This window comes from Bradyrhizobium sp. USDA 4341 (assembly GCF_054063755.1).
Genome location: NZ_JBSSGO010000002.1, coordinates 5,033,266 through 5,048,871 on the forward strand (window position 1 = coordinate 5,033,266; position 15,606 = coordinate 5,048,871).

The following is a 15,606-nucleotide window of genomic DNA, read 5'->3' on the forward strand; positions in this document are numbered from 1 at the left end:
CCCCGGGCAAGCGCAGCGCGACCCGGGACCCATAACCACCGTTGCCGGTTTGGCGAAGGTTGGGGCCACAGCGTGCTTCGACAATTCGCGTCGGTGGTTATGGGTCCCTGCTTTCGCTGGGACGACCGTAAGAGGTCATTCCGCCGCGGCGTTCTGTCCGGGACCACCGACGAAGCCCGCGGGATCGCCGAACCGTTCGATCATCACGGCGGCCAAGTCCTTGGTCTTGCTGGTGACACAGGCGCCGGAGCGTACCGTGTAGCGATCCTGGTGCGCCGCGTGCGGCGGTGCCTCGCCCTTTTGCAGCGCGCGGGCCGCCTCCATCACCAGCTTGCGGAAATGCATGATGCCGAGATCGGTCGGGCCGAGATGCTCGCGGGTGCGGTCGGCGATCGGGCCCTGGCTGTCCTGCACCGCGGCGTCCTGCTCGGAGACGCCCTTGATCCCGGTGTAGCTCTTGGTCCGCTGCAGTTGGCGGTCGATCAGATAGTCGTTTGCCTTGTTGCGCAGCGGCACGTAGTTCTCGTCGACGACAGCCATCACGCCGTTGCCATTGGCATAACCGTCGCGTTCGGCGTCGGTCAGCGGCCGGTCGGGATTCCACGCATAGGTGTAGATCCAGCAATTGGTGTCGCCGACCGGCACGAAGGTCTGGCCGAACATGTTCTCGCCCGGCATCGAGCTCGGCGCGTAGCTGTGGAACGGCATCAGGAACTGGGCGATGCGCCAGTAGATGTTGTCGCTGCCGGTCAGCCGCCCGCCCGCGACCGTGAGGCCGGCCTCATGCGGATTGATCTTGATCACCGGCCGCGGATCCTCGGCGATCCATCGCATGTGGTCGGTCGCGACCCGCGTCAGCGGGTTGACGAAGTGCTTCTTGATGTCGAGGATCTCGTTCTCCTCCTTCTCGAAGGAGAGATGCGCGAAGGTGAAATGCGCGGTGTCGATCGAGCCTTCCGCCGCCTGCACCCAGTTGCAGTCCTGCCACTTCTTGGTGACGAAGCGATGCGAGGCCGGCAGCAGCGCCATCTCCAGCGCCGGCAATTCTGGCATCGCCTCGGCGGGGCCCATATAGGCCCAGATCATCTCGCCCCATTCGCGCACCGGATAGGACTTGATGCGGATCAGGTCCTTGGCGTTGAGGTCCGGATAGGACGTCGGCATGTCGACACAGCGGCCGTCGGTGTCGAACTTCCAGCCGTGATAGACGCAGCGGATGCCGCATTCCTCGTTGCGGCCGAGCCAGAGATTGGCGCCGCGGTGCGGGCAATACTGATCGATGACGCCGACCACACCCCTCGAGTCGCGGAAGGCCAGCAGCTCCTCGCCCATGACGATGATCTTCTTCGGGTCGCTGTCCGGCTCCGGCAGCTCTTCCGACAGCAGCACCGGAATCCAGAACCGGCGCAGCAGTTCGCCCATTCCCGTTCCGGCACCGGATTCGGTCAGGAATTTGTTGTCTTCGGCGCGGAGCATGGCGTTTCCCCGGGAGTTGTTTTTGATTTTCCCGGAGCTTGGCGTAGCGGATGCGCGGCGTCAATGCGATTGGCTGCGCGGCCGGCAGCCCTGTCCCGCGCGCTGATGGATTTACACCCGTTCTCTGCGCCGGCCGGTCCGGGCCCGCGCAACGGGGTTCAAGGCAAGCTGGCCCGCCAGCTCACGGCTTCACGTAGGCCCATCCCTTCTCCTGCAGTTCCATCACGCGCACGACGCCGGACTTCACGACTTCCGCCTGCCTGATGATCGGGATCGACTTGTTCTCGGCCTTCTGCATCTTCTCCTGGGTGTTGCCGCAGGCCTTGAACGACACCTCGGGTGAACTGAGGGCCATTTCCTCGATGCGAGCCTTCACCGGCGACGTATCCTCGCGGAGCATGTGCAGGCCCGGGCCGAACGTGACCACCTCGACCTTCACCTTTTCGCCAAGGCCCTTGTAATATTCGGTGACGTTCGTTGCGTTGTTGAGCGTGAGATTCATGGCGGCAGGATCATTGCTGTTCACCTGCAAGACCAGATGATGCTCCTTCCCCTTCGGCGCCACCGGATCATGCATACGCGCATATGCGGCGCGCTTGCGCGTTTCGGCGGCGGATCGCGGCGTTTCAGATTTCCGGGCGTCGCTCGCCGGGGTAGTCGCGGATTGCGCGGTCGGCGCCCAGTATTTCCCACCTTGCTCGGCCACCGCCAAGGAGGTGGAAGCCAGCACAGCGATGGCACCCATCGCAATGAATTTCGCAGCAGATCTAAAATTGCGCATCAAGCATCTCCATCTCGAAAAATCGTCGAACACAGTTCTCAATTGCTGGGCCTTGCGACAGCGAGCGGCCATTTGCAGATCGCGGCCATCCTCGCTCGCATCGCGTCCAGCCCCGCGAGCGAGAATCTTGCGTCATGGGCAGCCCCGGTACCGGGTGAGAGGCGGACAACAAGGACCGCGTTATCGGGAAGCGATTGCAACAAGCGAACCGCATCGCCTGCGACGGCGACGCCGGAACCAAACGCCGACACAGTTGCCGCGACCTGCGTCGGCTGACCGTCGTTGATGCGATAGGAGATCGCATAGCCGTCGCCGCGGCCCGAGATAGCCGGTCCCGCGAAGGACAATTCAGTCCGCCCGCCGCGACACCGGATCGACAGCTTGATCGACGATTCGACCGAATCGAATGTCGTCGCAGTGGCGATTGGTGAATAATCGACGGGCGACGTCGTCTCGCTGATCGTCCAATTATCGGCTCTCGACGCCTCGCGGCGGGGCGGCGCAGTGGCGTGCGACAGCTTGTCGAGGCATTCCAGGCGCGCTTCACGTTGCAGCTGGGAACAGGCGCGCAGCTGTGCCATGGGGTCTTCCATCCCTTGCGCCAGGGCAACGCCGTTGACGGCGGCGGTTGCGGCAAGCAGCGGGACGGCGAGCCTGGTCATTGCGATGCCCGTGCCGACTGACGATCGAGCCACGCCTGCGCGGCAGGAAAGCGCGTGAGACCGGGCACCGTCGCTCCGAGATTGATCGATTTCCACTTCGGGTCGAAGCCCGGTCCTTGCAGCTTGTCGATACGCGAGAACAGATGATCGACGAAGCGTGCAACACGCTCGAAGCGATTGGTGCTGGCCGGCCAATTGAAGGCAACGAGAGCGGTCGGCACGGCGATCGTGGTGATGCGGTCACCCGGCTTGATCAGATTTGGATAGTCGGCGGCATCAAGAGCTGCCGGCAGATAATAGTCCTCGAACTTGCTGTCATACGGGACGGGCAGGAACTTGAAGCCCGATTCAAACCGGCCTTTCACAAATGCATCGACCGGCTTCGAGGTAATGAAGACGACGGCCGCCATTTCGCCTTTCCGCATCTGCTCGAGTGCGATCTGGTGCGGAATGAAGGTCTTCTCGACGTCGATGCCGAGACGACTGAAGATCAGCGGACCTGAATAGGCTGCGGCGGTACCCTGGTTGTTGAAGTTCACCTTCTTGCCGGCGAGGTCGCTCAGGCTCTGAATCTCCGGCCGAACGAAGATATGCAGTTCGGACGGAAACAGGTTCAGGACATAAGCGATCCGTCGCTGGATGTCCGGCACCTGGCTCTTGTATTCCTCGAGTGCGTCGGAATTGATGATCGCCGCGTCGATGCCGCGCAAATACAGCAGCGAGTTGAGATTCTCCACGGCCCCTCGCGTCACCACCGGCAAAACATGCAGATTGTTGCCGTCATCGGTCACACGGGCTATCTCCGCGGCCAGGCGGATCGGCGCGCCCTCGAGAAGACCGCCGGCGAGGCCGACGACCCAGGCATTCATGGCCAGAACTTCAGGCTTGGGCGGAGGCGGTTCGGCCCGGATCAAGCGAGCCTTTTGAGGCTGACCATGTTGCGGCCGCGCATCCGCCGCGGGCGGCTGCGGCGCGAGGAGCAGCGACACCAGGGCCGCGAGCAGAAACAGCGGACGTAATCCGGCAGACCTTTTCATCGACCAGCTCCCTTGCACGACATCCCGTCAGCGCGTTCGCTCTTGCTCTATGAAGGCAGCGAACGCAGCGCCTCGAATCGCGCCTTTGCCTCCTTGATTCCACTCGGCCTCAGCCTTCGCGTAGAGATCGCGGGCCTTGGTCGCATCGCCGCGCGTTCCATGCGTTCCCCAGGTCGAGAGCTGCAGCAATTCAATATCTCGCCGTGCCATCGCGAGTTCGCGGGCGAGCGCGTCCGCGCTTGGCGCTTGTTTGGCTGGAGCAGCGTTAACCGCAGCGCTCGTCTTTGCTTGTGCCAGGTGCAGGGAATTGCCGGCCATGCCGTTGGACTGCGCGTGCGCGCCGCCGCCGGAACCCGGCACATCCGAAAGACACGTCACGGCGAGGGTTGCTGCGAACCATAGCGGAGCCGCCCGGCGCATCATCCTCGGAGCAAATGGCGCTCGATCCGATCTGACGCGCGAGCCGGCACTTTCACAAGCTGAGTTCCCGTCGACGCGAATGACGATGCTCTCATGTCTGCGCGCGTCCAGTATCACCTGCCGCATGGTGATATCGCCCATTATGATCGGGCATCATAGGGCTCACCGGCTCACGGATACTATGACCCGCAAGGATTACCCCTGTTAACCGCGCAGCTTTGGGCAGATTGAAGCATCGAGCTCAGCCGCGGCCGGCGCGACGGCGCAAGGCCGGCGCTGTCCTCACACCGGCCGCTCGCCCTTCACGGTGACGCGGGTGCCGGAGCGGGTGTGCGGCCAGTAGTCCCACATCGCCCGGTGCTGGGCGCAGCGATTGTCCCAGAACGCGATCGCGTTCTCGGTCCAGCGGAAGCGGCACTGGAACAGCGGGTTCTCCGCATGCTGGTAGAGATAGGCCAGCATGGCGTCGCTCTCGTCGCGCGGGATGCCGACGATAAAGCGGGTGAAGCCGCGATTGACGTAGAGCGATTTCTTGCCGGTGACCGGATGGGTGCGGACCATCGGATGCTCGGCGCGGGGATATTCCCGTTTGTCGGCGACACCATAATTGGCGTACAGCCCACGATAGGTCTGCTCGCCGTCATGCAGCGCGGTCAGCCCGTCGAGATAGGCCTTCATGCGGTCCGACAGCGCCTCATAGGCCGCGTACATGTTGGCGAACAGGGTGTCGCCGCCGCGCGGCGGGCACTGCTTGATGTAGAGGATCGAGCCCATCGGCGGCTCGAGATCGCAGGACACGTCGGTGTGCCAGCCTTCGCCGTTGGCGCGCGGAGAATCCTTGTCGGCATAGATCTTCATCAGCGCCGGATCGCCCTCATTGGGCGCGGCGGGGTGCACATGCAGCTCGCCGAACTTGCGGCCGAAGGCGAGATGCTGGTCGGGGCTGATGTGCTGATCGCGGAAGAAGATGACGAGATTTTCGGCGAGCGCGCGATGGATCTCGTCCATCTGCCGGTTGGAGCGCGCATCGTCGCCAACCAGTCTGCCAATATCGACGCCCGAGATTTCCGCGCCAATGATCGGCGTCAGCTTCTCGACGCCGATGGTCTCATAGGGCTCGGATTGGTCGGCGAGGTGGCGGTAGCGCGGACCCTGCTTGCCGGACAGCGAGCTCATGGGCGTTCTCCCGATGGTTCTTGATTGGGAGCATGGTAGCCCGGATGGAGCGAAGCGCAATCCGCGCCGCAAACATACCCGTCGTCCCGGATAAGCCAACGGGTCGGCGCGGAGCGCCGCCCGATGACAGGCTCCGCGAAGCGGAGCGCAGATCCGGGACCCATAACCACAGGATCAGGTTTTGCGAAGGCTCGTAACCCGCAGCTCGCGCCATAACCACGTCCTGTGGTTATGGGTCCCGGCATTCGCCGACGACGGTTGCGCGTGGGTCACGCGCGGAACGAAACTACTCCGCGGCGCCCGCCGGCTCCGGCACCTTGGCGCCGCTGCCGTAACGCTGGTCGATATAGTCGATCACCAGCGCCTTGAAGTCGGCGGCGATGCCCGGACCGCGCAGGGTGCGGAACTTCTTGCCGTCGACGAAGACAGGCGCGGCCGGCGCCTCGCCGGTGCCGGGCAGCGAGATGCCGATATTGGCGTGCTTGGATTCGCCGGGGCCGTTGACGATGCAGCCCATCACCGCGACGTTGAGCTCTTCGACGCCCGGATACTTGGTCTTCCAGGCCGGCATCTCGTCGCGGATGAAATCCTGGATCGAACGCGCCAGCTCCTGGAACGTGGTCGAGGTGGTGCGGCCGCAGCCCGGGCAGGCCGCAACCAGCGGCACGAAGGTGCGGAAACCCATGGTCTGCAGCAATTCCTGCGCGACCTGCACTTCCAGCGTGCGGTCGCCGCCGGGCTCCGGCGTCAGCGAGATGCGGATGGTGTCGCCGATGCCCTGCTGCAGGAGAATGCCGAGTGCGGCTGAGGAGGCAACGATGCCCTTCGAGCCCATGCCGGCCTCGGTGAGGCCGAGATGGATCGCGTAATCCGAGCGGCGCACGACTTCCTGATAGACCGCGATCAGATCCTGCACGGCAGAGACCTTCGCCGACAGGATGATCCTGTTCTTGGGCATGCCGAGCTCTTGGGCGCGGGCCGCCGACAGCAACGCCGACTGCACCATCGCCTCGCGGGTCACCGCGCGGGCGTCGCGCGGATTGGCCGACGCCGTGTTCTCGTCCATCAGCCTGGTGAGCAGCTCCTGGTCGAGCGAGCCCCAATTGGCGCCGATGCGCACCGGCTTGTTGTTCTTGTTGGCGATCTCGATGATGTCGGCGAACTGGGTGTCGCGCTTGTTCTTGAAGCCGACATTGCCGGGATTGATGCGGTACTTGTCGAGCGCCTCGGCGCAGGCCGGATACTCGGCGAGCAGCTTGTGGCCGATATAGTGGAAGTCACCGATCAGGGGCGTGGTGATGCCCATCTTGCGCAGGCCGTCACGGATGTGCGGCACGGCGGCTGCGGCTTCCTCGCGGTCGACGGTGATGCGCACCATCTCGGAGCCGGCGCGGGAGAGCGCGGCGACCTGGGCGATGGTGCCCTCGATATCGGCGGTGTCGGTGTTGGTCATCGACTGCACGACGATCGGGGCGCCGCCGCCGACGGCGACGTTGCCGACCATGACCTGCGTGGTGTGGTGCCGCGGTGCGGGACCGGCGACGTCGTCTTGCGGCAAAATCTCGGGCTTGTTCATGGCGTCTCGAATATCAGGTTTTGGTGACATTCACCAAGGGGGCGATGGGCCTCGCGCGCGGCAGGCCAAACGGTGATGTTTCGGAGTGAATTCAACAGCTTATGGCGCCGATTGAGGCCAAAGGCAAGCCATGCAGCGGCGTCCTGCATGGACAGCTATATTGGGCCGAATTGGGGTGAATCAAAGGGCAAAGTGACAGCTTTTCGTGTGATCCGGCGGTCTCCTTCTGGTTTGAGCATGATCTTTCCGAAAAACCGGTACCCACTTTTTCGGATCATGCTCTAGCATCCCCTTAAGATCATTCCGGGAGGGCGCGACATGGCCGGCCATAGCGAGCTGATCACCACGGCGGAACTTGCCGACATCCTGACCCGACCGGAACTACGCCTGTTCGACTGCACGACCTATCTGGAGCCGGCCCCGGCCGGCAGCGGCGTTCCCTACATCGTCGTCTCTGGCCGCCAGACGTTCGAGGCCGGCCACATCCCGGGCGCCAATTTCCTCGATTTGCAGGCCGAATTCTCCGATCCCCGCACCGAGCTGCGCTTCATGATGCCGCCGACGGCCCAGCTCGAGGCCGCGTTCGGCCGGCACGGCATTTCGGCCAACAGCCGCGTGGTGCTCTATTCGATCGGCACGGCGATGTGGGCGACGCGGTTCTGGTGGATGCTGCATTCGCTGGGCTTTGACGGCGCCGCAGTGCTCGACGGCGGCATCGACAAATGGACCGCCGAGGGACGCGACATCGAGACCGGGCTTGCCGGCGGCTATCCGCAGGCGACGTTCTCGGCGCGGCCGAAGGAGGGCATGTTCGTCGGCAAGCGCGACGTGCTCGCCGCGACCACGGAGCGCGACACCGTGATCGTCAATGCGCTCGGCCCGCAATTCTACAAGGGGCTGGAGCCGAGCCGTTACGGCAGGCCCGGCCGCATCCCCGGCAGCGTCAGCGTGCCGGCGGCAACCCTGATCGATCCCAAGGGCAAGACGTTCGTGCCGCTTGCGGAGGCGGAGGCAACCTTCGCCGCGCAAGGCATCACCAGGGACAAGCGCGTCGTCGCCTATTGCGGCGGCGGCATCTCCGCGACCATCGACCTGTTCCAGCTGCATCGGCTCGGCTACGACAATCTCACGCTCTATGACGGCTCGATGGGCGAATGGGCGAAGGATGAGTCTTTGCCGATCGAAGTGGGGTAGTGGACGGAGCGTGATGCCTCCTCCTTCGTCGTCCTGGCGAAAGCCAGGACCCATAACCACCGAATTTGCTTGTGAATGGGAACGCGGCCCCGGCGTCGCGCAACAATTGAGATTTGGGGTAATGGGTCCTGGCTTTCGCCAGGACGACGCTGAGGATCGATTTCGCGCGATACCACCCACCGCTATTGCGCACCTCATCTCGGTGTCATCGCCCGGCTCGACCGGGCGATCCAGTACGCCGCGGCCTCTCGATTCAAGCACCGGCGTCTCTGGAATACTGGATCGCCCGGTCGAGCCGGGCGATGACAGTGTGGGCGGGGACGCAGCTTCGCATTCTCGCGACATGATATGTCCGAGCCTTGCTAGGGCGACACGACGGCCGAATCGTAGGGCGCCTGAGCCTCACGCCGGCACGTTCGGATCCGGCGTCACCTTCGGGTCGGGTTTGTTGACGAGATAGAGGCCGGCGATCACCAGCAGCGCGGCGACGCCGAACACAGGGGTCAGCGTGTCGTGCATGATGAAATAGGCGGCGACCACGCCGAACAGCGGCGTGACGAAGGTGAAGGCCGAGAGCTTGCTGGCCGAATAGGTCTTCACCATCGCAAACCAAATGACAAAAGTGCAGCCCACCACCCAGACCGCCTGATAGGCGAGCAGCGAGATCGACAGCGCGCTCGGCACGTGCTCGATGCGCTCGCCGGCGATCCAGGCTGCGAACCCGAGAATCGGAATCGAGATCGCGACCTGATAGCCGAGCGCCTTTTCCGGCGCGGCCTTGCGCAGCTGCGTGCCCTTGGCGACCAAGGTAGTTGCCGCCCAGAGCGCGCCGCCGCCGACCACCATGAGGTCGCCGAGCAGCACCTTGGCATCGACATTCGGCTGCGGCACGCCGATCGCGAGCGCGACACCGGCAAAGCTCAGCGCCAGCCCGCTCCACTGCACGGTCGAAAGACGTTCGCCGAGAAACTGGTGCGAGCCGAGCGCGACGAAGAACGGCGCGGTGTAGAGGAAGACCGAGGCGCGCGACGCCGAGGTGAAGACGAGCCCGGTAAAGATCAGCACGAACTCGCAGCCGAACATCAGCCCCGCGATCACGCCCGGCAGCAGCGTGCCGTCGCGCTCGAAGAATTTGACGCCGCGCAGCCGGCCGACGATCAGCATGACCGGCAGCGCGCCCGAGGAGCGGATCAGCGCCTGCAGCATCGGCGGCACATCAGGCAGCGCGAGCTTCACCGCCAGCTGGTTGAAACCCCAGCTCACGCACAGCATCAGCATCAATGCGATAGCGCCGGGCGGCAGCCCGTGGCCGACGCTGACGGGCCTCGTGACGCTGGCGGAGATCGCTTGGGTCGACATGTTTCCTCGCGGGCCGGCTTGCTGCCGTGTTGTTGTTTCGGGGCCTCACCTCCCCCGCAAGCGGGGGAGGGGGCGCAGAGTGTTCGCGGTGATTGCTCGGCTCAATCGCATCCGCGCATCACGCCTTCTGGCAATGCGCGCAGGTGCCGGCGATCTCGACCACGGAGAGTTTCGGGATAAAGCCTGAGGCCCGCGCCGCGGCGGTCAGGCTTTGCGCGACGGGGGCGGCGGGGATCTCGCCGACCGAGCCGCAATGGTCGCAGATCAGGAACGCCACCATCGAGGTCTCGTCATGGTCGTGCGCGCAGGCGAGGAAGGCGTTGCGGCTCTCGATGCGGTGAACGAGGCCGTTCTCCATCAGGAAGTCGAGCGCGCGATAGACGGTAATCGGTGCCGGCCGAGGCATCGTCTTGGCCAGTTCGTCGATCACCTCATAGGCGCCGAGCGGCCGATGGCTCGACAGCAGCGCCTGCAGCACCTGACGCCGGATCGGAGTGAATTTCTGGCCGCGGCGCGCACACACCTGTTCGGCATGCGCCATCGCATCCGCGGCGCAGCGTCCGTGATCGTGGTCGGGGGCAGGAAATGTCGGCTTGGCGAGGCTCATTGCCCGGATATGTAGCATTTCTGCGCCCGTTCCCATAGCCCGGCCCCAGCCAATACCCATGCCCACTACCTAAGCCAGTCCCTCACCGCCTTGCAGCCATGTCCGGCATGCGGGGCAGCCTCCCGTTAACCCGGCATGCAGAATTCATAAGCAAGCTTATTATATCCCAAGCTTATGGAGATGGGTCTATGCGCGGTTCCGTGGATACGGACTTCTTGTTTACGCTTGGCGAGTTGTTCCGGCTGATCCGCGTCTACGCCGACAAGGAGGCCGCCCGTTACGGCATCACCCGCGCACAATGGGCCGTGCTGTCCAAGGTGGAACGCCAGGAAGGCATGAAGCAGACCGAGCTCGCCGAGCTGCTCGAGATGCAGCCGATCACGCTGACGCGGCTGATCGACAAGCTCTGCGACAATGGCTGGATCGAGCGCCGCAGCGACGACAACGACCGCCGCGTCAACCGCCTCTATCTCAAGAAGGCCGCGCGCCCGCTGCTCGGGAAGCTTGCCGGCCTGCGCTCCGAACTCACCGCGACCGCGCTCGAGGGCATCAGCCCTGCTGATGCGCATCGCCTGCTCACCCAATTGGAATCGATCAAGGAAAACGTTCGCAATGCCATCCAAAGCCCAGCCGGCGAGCCCTCCCGAAAGGAACAACGCTATGGCTGAATCCGTCCTCAAGCTGGCCCCTGAGCAGAAGAGCAATCCCGGTGAGCCCGCGCCGTCGGGCAAGGCCAGCCGCGCGCCGCGCCGGCGTCTGATGGCGGGCCTGCGGCGCTATCGCCGGGTGCTGCTGCTCGTCGTGCTGCCGATCGCGGCGGTGATCGTCGGCGGCGTGTTCTATCTCAATGGCGGCCGCTATGTCGGCACCGACGACGCCTATGTCGGCGCGCAGAAGGTGCTGATCACGCCGGAAATCTCCGGCAAGATCGACAAGATCGTCGTGAAGGAAGGCCAGCACGTCAGGAAGGGCGACGAGCTGTTCGAGATCGATCCGGTGCCGTTCCGCCTCGCGGTCGACCAGGCCAAGGCGGCGCTCGACCAGACCCGGACCACCTATGACAATCTGGTCGACAACATCAAGATCAACACCAGGATGCTGGAATTCGCCCAGCAGAGCATCGAACTGAAGAAGAAGGACGTCGATCGCAAATCGACGCTCGCCAAGCAGAATTTCGGCTCGCAGCTCGACCTCGACAACGCCGCCAACGCGCAGGTCACCGCCGAGAGCCTGGCGCAATACATCAGGCAGCAGATCTCCAACGCCAAGACGCAGCTGCTCGGCGATGTCGATTTGCCGATCGAGCGATTCCCGCCCTACGCCCAGGCCAAGGCCAAGCTCGACGACGCCCAGCGCAATCTCGATCACACCGTGCTGCGCGCGCCGATGGACGGCGTGGCGACCCAGGTCGACCAGATCCAGCTCGGCCGCTTCGTCGCCGCGGGCGCGCCGGTGTTTTCCGTGATCGATGTCGACCATCCCTGGGTCGACGCCAATCCGAAGGAAAGCGACTTCACCTATGTCGCGGTCGGCCAGCCGGTGACGCTCGACGTCGACGCGTTCCCGAACCATGAATTCAAAGGCAAGATCGGCTCGCTGTCCCCCGGCACCGGCGCGCAGTTCGCGATCCTGCCGCCGCAGAACGCCACCGGCAACTTCGTCAAGGTGGTGCAGCGGGTGCCGGTGCGGATCTACTTCGACGAGAACGATCCGTTCGTGAAGAAGCTGAAGGCCGGCATGAGCGTCTACGCGACGATCGACACCAATCACCGCCGCACGCTGGCCGGCCTGCTCGGGCTGCGCTCAGCCTCCGCGCACCCGGACCACGAGTAGGATGAAATGCGGTCGATAATCGACCGCAGAGACAGTGCGCCCCCTCTCCCGCTTGCGGGGGAGGGCTGGGGTGGGGGCTCTCTCCACGAGTCACATTGCGGAGAGAGCCCCCACCCGGCGCTACGCGCCGACCTCCCCCGCAAGCGGGAGAGGTGACCCCCGACACATTCGACAAAGCGAGACCGACCTGAATGAATGCACCGTCACCATCCGCCGTGCCCGGCATGCGCCGGAACATGGTGACGATCTGCGCGATGACCGCGACGATCATGCAGGCGCTCGACACCACGATCGCCAACGTCGCGCTGCCCTATATGCAGGGTTCGCTGTCGGCCTCGCAGGACCAGATCAACTGGGTGCTGACCTCCTACATCGTCGCGGCCGCGATCATGACCGCGCCGGTGGGCTGGATCGCCAACCGCTTCGGCCGCAAGCGCATCTTCATCATCTGCTCGGCCGGCTTCACCGTTGCCTCGGTGTTCTGCGGCCTGGCGCAGGACATCAACCAGATGGTGCTGTTCCGCCTGTTGCAGGGCGTGTTCGGCGCGGCGCTGGTGCCGCTGTCACAAGCGGTGATGCTCGATTCCTACGCGCTGCATGAGCGCGCCAAGGCGATGTCGATCTGGGGCATGGGCGTGATGATGGGTCCGATCATGGGTCCCTCGCTCGGTGCCTGGCTGACCGAGACCTATTCCTGGCACTGGGTGTTCTTCGTCAATCTGCCGTTCGGCTTCGTCACGGTGCTCGGCCTGATCATCTTCATGGACGAGACCAGACAGGACCACGCGCTGCGCTTCGACTGGTTCGGCTTCGGCGCGCTCGCGGTCGCGATCGGCGCGCTGCAGCTCGCGCTCGACCGCGGCGAGCAGCTCGGCTGGCTGGAATCCAACGAGATCATGATCGAGTTCATTGTGGCGGCGGTCGGCGCCTATTTCTTCTTCGCCCATTCGCTGACCACCGACAAGCCGTTCATCCAGTTCGCGATCTTCAAGGACCGCAATTTCCTCGGCGGCGTCGTGTTCATGACGGTGATGGGCCTCGTGCTGTATTCGACCATGGCACTGTCCTCGCCGTATCTGCAGAACGTGGTCGGCTATCCGATCATCACCGCCGGCCTGTTGCTGGCGACCCGCGGCGCCGGTACCTTCGTCGCGATGATGCTGGTCGGCCGCCTGATGCGCTACATCGAGGCGCGCACGCTGATCATCTCCGGCCTGGCACTGACCGCGGCGTCGCTGTTCCAGATGACCGGCTGGACCGACATGACGCAGGCGAGCGAGATCATCGTCGTCAGCGTGATCCAGGGCTTTGGCTTCGGCCTCGTCTTCGTGCCGCTGTCGACGGTGGCGTTCCTGACGCTGCCCAACCAGCTGCGTACCGACGGCACCTCGATGCTGACGCTGTTCCGCAACGTCGCAAGTTCGGTCGGCATCTCGATCGTGATCGCACAGCTGACGGAAGGCGGGCGGCGGATCTACGCAAAGCTGTCCGAGCAGATCAATCCGTTCAACCACGCGCTGCAGATGCCCGACGTATCAGGCATGATCAACCTCAACACCGATGCCGGCCGCGCGCTCGCCGACAGGATGGTGGCCGCGCAGTCGCAGATCATCGCATTCTCGCACGACTACCAGCTGGTGATGCTGTTCATCCTGGTCTCGATCCCGCTCGCGCTGATGATCGGCTCGACCAAGGCCACGCTGCGCGCGCAGTCGGCGCCGCCGGATCATGCCGCGGTGATGGAGTAGGTTTTCGCGTCCCTGCGCTTCGATCGCACTCGCTAACCGCGCTATTGATGTCATCGCCCGGCTTGACCGGGCGATCCAGTACGCCGCGGCTTATCGGCTCAAGCACTGCAGCCTCTGGAATACTGGGTCGCCCGGTCAAGCCGGGCGACGACAGTTTTCAATGCGGCGGCCCCCTCCGAAAGCGCAAGACACCGCAACTGCAATCGCGTTGACTTTCCGACCTCGCCTCCCAATACTCCGCAAAAAACAAATACCCGTCACAGCAATGACGGCTTCAGGGGAGGACGCGATGCCGACTTCACGCAGGACGCTGCTGAAGACTTCAGCGGCTGCCGCCGCTGCTTTCAGCTTCGATTGGACACGCGCGCAAGCGCAGGCCGAAACGGTCCGGATCGGCGTGATCTACGACCTGACCGGCCCGTTTGCCGCCGGCGGCTCGGTCGCCTCCTCGATCGGTACGCAGATCGCGATCGATCTCGTCAATGAGAAGGGTGGCGTCGGCGGCAAGTACAAGATCGCCCCGGTCAACGTCGATTCCCAGAGCAAGCCCGATGTCGCGATCAACGAGGCCAATCGCCTGATCGACCAGGAGAAGGTCGACATTCTCAACGGCGTGTTCGCGAGCTCGCACGCAGTGCCGCTCGCCGCCAAGGTCGAGCAGCAGAAGCGGATCCTCTGGATCACGACCGCGGTCTCGACCGCCGTATTCAAGGACAAGAACCTGCAATACGTGTTCCGCGCGCAGATCCATTCCGACCAGTATGGCCAGGCGTTCGGCGGCTTCCTCGCGGAGCACGCCAAGGCCAGGCTCGGCATGGAGCCGAAGGACGTCAAGGTCGCGCTGATCCATGAGGACGGTCCCTACGGCGTCGGCGTTGCCGCTGCCGACGAAACCTTCGCGAAGGAAGCCGGGCTGCAGGTCGTGCTCAAGGAAGGCTATTCGGCCTCCGCGCCCGATCTCTCGGTGCTGGTGACCAAATTGAAGCGCGCCAAGGCCGACATCATCTCGCATGCCGGCTACAACCCCGATATCACGCTGTTCCTGCGCCAGGCGCGCGAGAGCGGACTGAAATTCAAGATGCTGTTCGGCGCCGGCGCCGGCTACAGCCAGCTCGACAAGCTGCGCACGACGTTCGGCGCCGACATCGACAATTTCTGCAACATCGATCCCGTTCCGGCGCAACTGCTCGATCCCGCCAAGCTGGCGCCGGGGGTCGGCGATCTCACCAAGGTGATGGTCGCGCGGTATCGCGAGAAGACCAGCGCCACCGAAGTGCCGCCGCACTGCTCGATGGGCTTCAACCAGACCTGGGTGCTGCTCAACAATGTGCTGCCGGTCGCCACGGAGAAATATGGCGGCTTCGATCCCGAGGCGATCCGCAAGGCGGCGCTTGATGTCGACATCCCACCGGGCGGCACCATCCAGGGCTATGGCGTAAAATTCTATCCGCCCGGCACGCCGATGTCCGGCCAGAACGAGCGCTCGACACCCGTCGTGATGCAGAACGCCGGCGAGCGCATCACCGTGGTGTGGCCGACCAATATCAGGACGCAGGATCCGGTATTCCCGCTGCCGAAGGGATCGGTGTACGGGGCGTAGTCGGTACCAGCGACGTTTGCTTTCTTACCTCGCCCCGCTTGCGGGGAGAGGTCGGATTGGATCGCAGATGCAATCCGGGTGAGGGGGTACAGGTCTCACCAACCACACTGCTCGCGGAGAGAGCCCCTCACCCCAAC

General features: G+C 64.2%; 14 protein-coding genes. 5 read left to right on the plus strand and 9 right to left on the minus strand.

The window, feature by feature from the left end; all coding sequences use genetic code 11:
* Positions 1-135 precede the first annotated feature (135 nt).
* The 7 genes from ACVIGB_RS29870 to ispG all read right to left on the minus strand — a co-directional run bounded on the left by ACVIGB_RS29870 (position 136) and on the right by ispG (position 7,128).
* Positions 136-1,476 carry a Rieske 2Fe-2S domain-containing protein gene (locus ACVIGB_RS29870; protein ID WP_456719959.1) on the minus strand — a complete coding sequence of 447 codons (1,341 nt, stop codon included), beginning with the start codon at positions 1,474-1,476 and terminating at the stop codon, positions 136-138.
* 181 nt (positions 1,477-1,657) lie between these two features.
* The gene (locus ACVIGB_RS29875) at positions 1,658-2,257 is read right to left on the minus strand and encodes a DsrE family protein (protein WP_092120258.1); all 600 of its coding nucleotides are present in this window, start codon (positions 2,255-2,257) and stop codon (positions 1,658-1,660) included.
* A gap of 38 nt (positions 2,258-2,295) precedes the next feature.
* A complete protein-coding gene (locus tag ACVIGB_RS29880; RefSeq protein ID WP_092120261.1) occupies positions 2,296-2,919 on the minus strand; it encodes a hypothetical protein in 624 nt (207 codons plus the stop codon).
* Positions 2,916-3,956, minus strand: a complete 1,041-nt coding sequence (locus tag ACVIGB_RS29885) for a TAXI family TRAP transporter solute-binding subunit (RefSeq protein ID WP_456719958.1) — start codon at positions 3,954-3,956, stop codon at positions 2,916-2,918. The genes ACVIGB_RS29880 and ACVIGB_RS29885 overlap by 4 nt, the downstream gene beginning before the upstream one ends.
* Before the next feature lie 27 nt (positions 3,957-3,983).
* On the minus strand, positions 3,984-4,517 hold the full coding sequence (locus ACVIGB_RS29890; protein ID WP_456719957.1) for a hypothetical protein: 534 nt from the start codon (positions 4,515-4,517) through the stop codon (positions 3,984-3,986).
* Between the two features lie 141 nt (positions 4,518-4,658).
* Complete coding sequence (locus ACVIGB_RS29895; RefSeq protein WP_456719956.1) at positions 4,659-5,552, minus strand: TauD/TfdA dioxygenase family protein; 894 nt, start codon at positions 5,550-5,552, stop codon at positions 4,659-4,661.
* A gap of 286 nt (positions 5,553-5,838) precedes the next feature.
* Positions 5,839-7,128: a flavodoxin-dependent (E)-4-hydroxy-3-methylbut-2-enyl-diphosphate synthase gene (ispG, locus tag ACVIGB_RS29900; RefSeq protein ID WP_092120273.1), complete on the minus strand. Its 1,290-nt coding sequence runs from the start codon at positions 7,126-7,128 to the stop codon at positions 5,839-5,841.
* A 318-nt stretch (positions 7,129-7,446) separates the two neighbouring features.
* Between ispG and ACVIGB_RS29905 the strand changes: the two genes are divergently transcribed.
* The gene (locus ACVIGB_RS29905) at positions 7,447-8,322 is read left to right on the plus strand and encodes a sulfurtransferase (RefSeq protein WP_456719955.1); all 876 of its coding nucleotides are present in this window, start codon (positions 7,447-7,449) and stop codon (positions 8,320-8,322) included.
* A gap of 402 nt (positions 8,323-8,724) precedes the next feature.
* On the opposite strand, the gene ACVIGB_RS29910 is transcribed toward ACVIGB_RS29905, so the two are convergent.
* Both ACVIGB_RS29910 and ACVIGB_RS29915 read right to left on the minus strand, forming a co-directional pair.
* Complete coding sequence (locus ACVIGB_RS29910) at positions 8,725-9,681, minus strand: DMT family transporter (RefSeq protein ID WP_456719954.1); 957 nt, start codon at positions 9,679-9,681, stop codon at positions 8,725-8,727.
* Positions 9,682-9,799: 118 nt separating this feature from the next.
* Positions 9,800-10,288 (minus strand): Fur family transcriptional regulator, encoded by a 489-nt coding sequence (locus tag ACVIGB_RS29915; RefSeq protein ID WP_092120279.1) that lies wholly within the window; start codon positions 10,286-10,288, stop codon positions 9,800-9,802.
* Between the two features lie 188 nt (positions 10,289-10,476).
* Between ACVIGB_RS29915 and ACVIGB_RS29920 the strand changes: the two genes are divergently transcribed.
* The 4 genes from ACVIGB_RS29920 to ACVIGB_RS29935 all read left to right on the plus strand — a co-directional run bounded on the left by ACVIGB_RS29920 (position 10,477) and on the right by ACVIGB_RS29935 (position 15,469).
* The gene (locus ACVIGB_RS29920) at positions 10,477-10,956 is read left to right on the plus strand and encodes a MarR family winged helix-turn-helix transcriptional regulator (RefSeq protein WP_092120282.1); all 480 of its coding nucleotides are present in this window, start codon (positions 10,477-10,479) and stop codon (positions 10,954-10,956) included.
* Positions 10,949-12,121 (plus strand): HlyD family secretion protein, encoded by a 1,173-nt coding sequence (locus tag ACVIGB_RS29925; RefSeq protein ID WP_092120285.1) that lies wholly within the window; start codon positions 10,949-10,951, stop codon positions 12,119-12,121. The genes ACVIGB_RS29920 and ACVIGB_RS29925 overlap by 8 nt, the downstream gene beginning before the upstream one ends.
* Positions 12,122-12,312: 191 nt before the next feature.
* On the plus strand, positions 12,313-13,869 hold the full coding sequence (locus tag ACVIGB_RS29930) for an MDR family MFS transporter (RefSeq protein WP_092120288.1): 1,557 nt from the start codon (positions 12,313-12,315) through the stop codon (positions 13,867-13,869).
* A 289-nt stretch (positions 13,870-14,158) separates the two neighbouring features.
* Complete coding sequence (locus ACVIGB_RS29935) at positions 14,159-15,469, plus strand: ABC transporter substrate-binding protein (protein ID WP_456719953.1); 1,311 nt, start codon at positions 14,159-14,161, stop codon at positions 15,467-15,469.
* Positions 15,470-15,606: the final 137 nt, after the last annotated feature.

What these genes read in the sequence shown, in the direction of transcription:
- ACVIGB_RS29915 (WP_092120279.1), bottom strand. Translation starts at nt 10,288, where the DNA reads ATGAGCCTCGCCAAGCCGACATTTCCTGCCCCCGACCACGATCACGGA.
- ACVIGB_RS29870 (WP_456719959.1), bottom strand. Translation starts at nt 1,476, where the DNA reads ATGCTCCGCGCCGAAGACAACAAATTCCTGACCGAATCCGGTGCCGGA.
- ACVIGB_RS29930 (WP_092120288.1), top strand. Translation starts at nt 12,313, where the DNA reads ATGAATGCACCGTCACCATCCGCCGTGCCCGGCATGCGCCGGAACATG.
- ACVIGB_RS29880 (WP_092120261.1), bottom strand. Translation starts at nt 2,919, where the DNA reads ATGACCAGGCTCGCCGTCCCGCTGCTTGCCGCAACCGCCGCCGTCAAC.
- ACVIGB_RS29890 (WP_456719957.1), bottom strand. Translation starts at nt 4,517, where the DNA reads ATGGGCGATATCACCATGCGGCAGGTGATACTGGACGCGCGCAGACAT.
- ACVIGB_RS29935 (WP_456719953.1), top strand. Translation starts at nt 14,159, where the DNA reads ATGCCGACTTCACGCAGGACGCTGCTGAAGACTTCAGCGGCTGCCGCC.
- ACVIGB_RS29895 (WP_456719956.1), bottom strand. Translation starts at nt 5,552, where the DNA reads ATGAGCTCGCTGTCCGGCAAGCAGGGTCCGCGCTACCGCCACCTCGCC.
- ACVIGB_RS29885 (WP_456719958.1), bottom strand. Translation starts at nt 3,956, where the DNA reads ATGAAAAGGTCTGCCGGATTACGTCCGCTGTTTCTGCTCGCGGCCCTG.
- ACVIGB_RS29875 (WP_092120258.1), bottom strand. Translation starts at nt 2,257, where the DNA reads ATGCGCAATTTTAGATCTGCTGCGAAATTCATTGCGATGGGTGCCATC.
- ACVIGB_RS29925 (WP_092120285.1), top strand. Translation starts at nt 10,949, where the DNA reads ATGGCTGAATCCGTCCTCAAGCTGGCCCCTGAGCAGAAGAGCAATCCC.
- ACVIGB_RS29910 (WP_456719954.1), bottom strand. Translation starts at nt 9,681, where the DNA reads ATGTCGACCCAAGCGATCTCCGCCAGCGTCACGAGGCCCGTCAGCGTC.
- ACVIGB_RS29905 (WP_456719955.1), top strand. Translation starts at nt 7,447, where the DNA reads ATGGCCGGCCATAGCGAGCTGATCACCACGGCGGAACTTGCCGACATC.
- ispG (WP_092120273.1), bottom strand. Translation starts at nt 7,128, where the DNA reads ATGAACAAGCCCGAGATTTTGCCGCAAGACGACGTCGCCGGTCCCGCA.
- ACVIGB_RS29920 (WP_092120282.1), top strand. Translation starts at nt 10,477, where the DNA reads ATGCGCGGTTCCGTGGATACGGACTTCTTGTTTACGCTTGGCGAGTTG.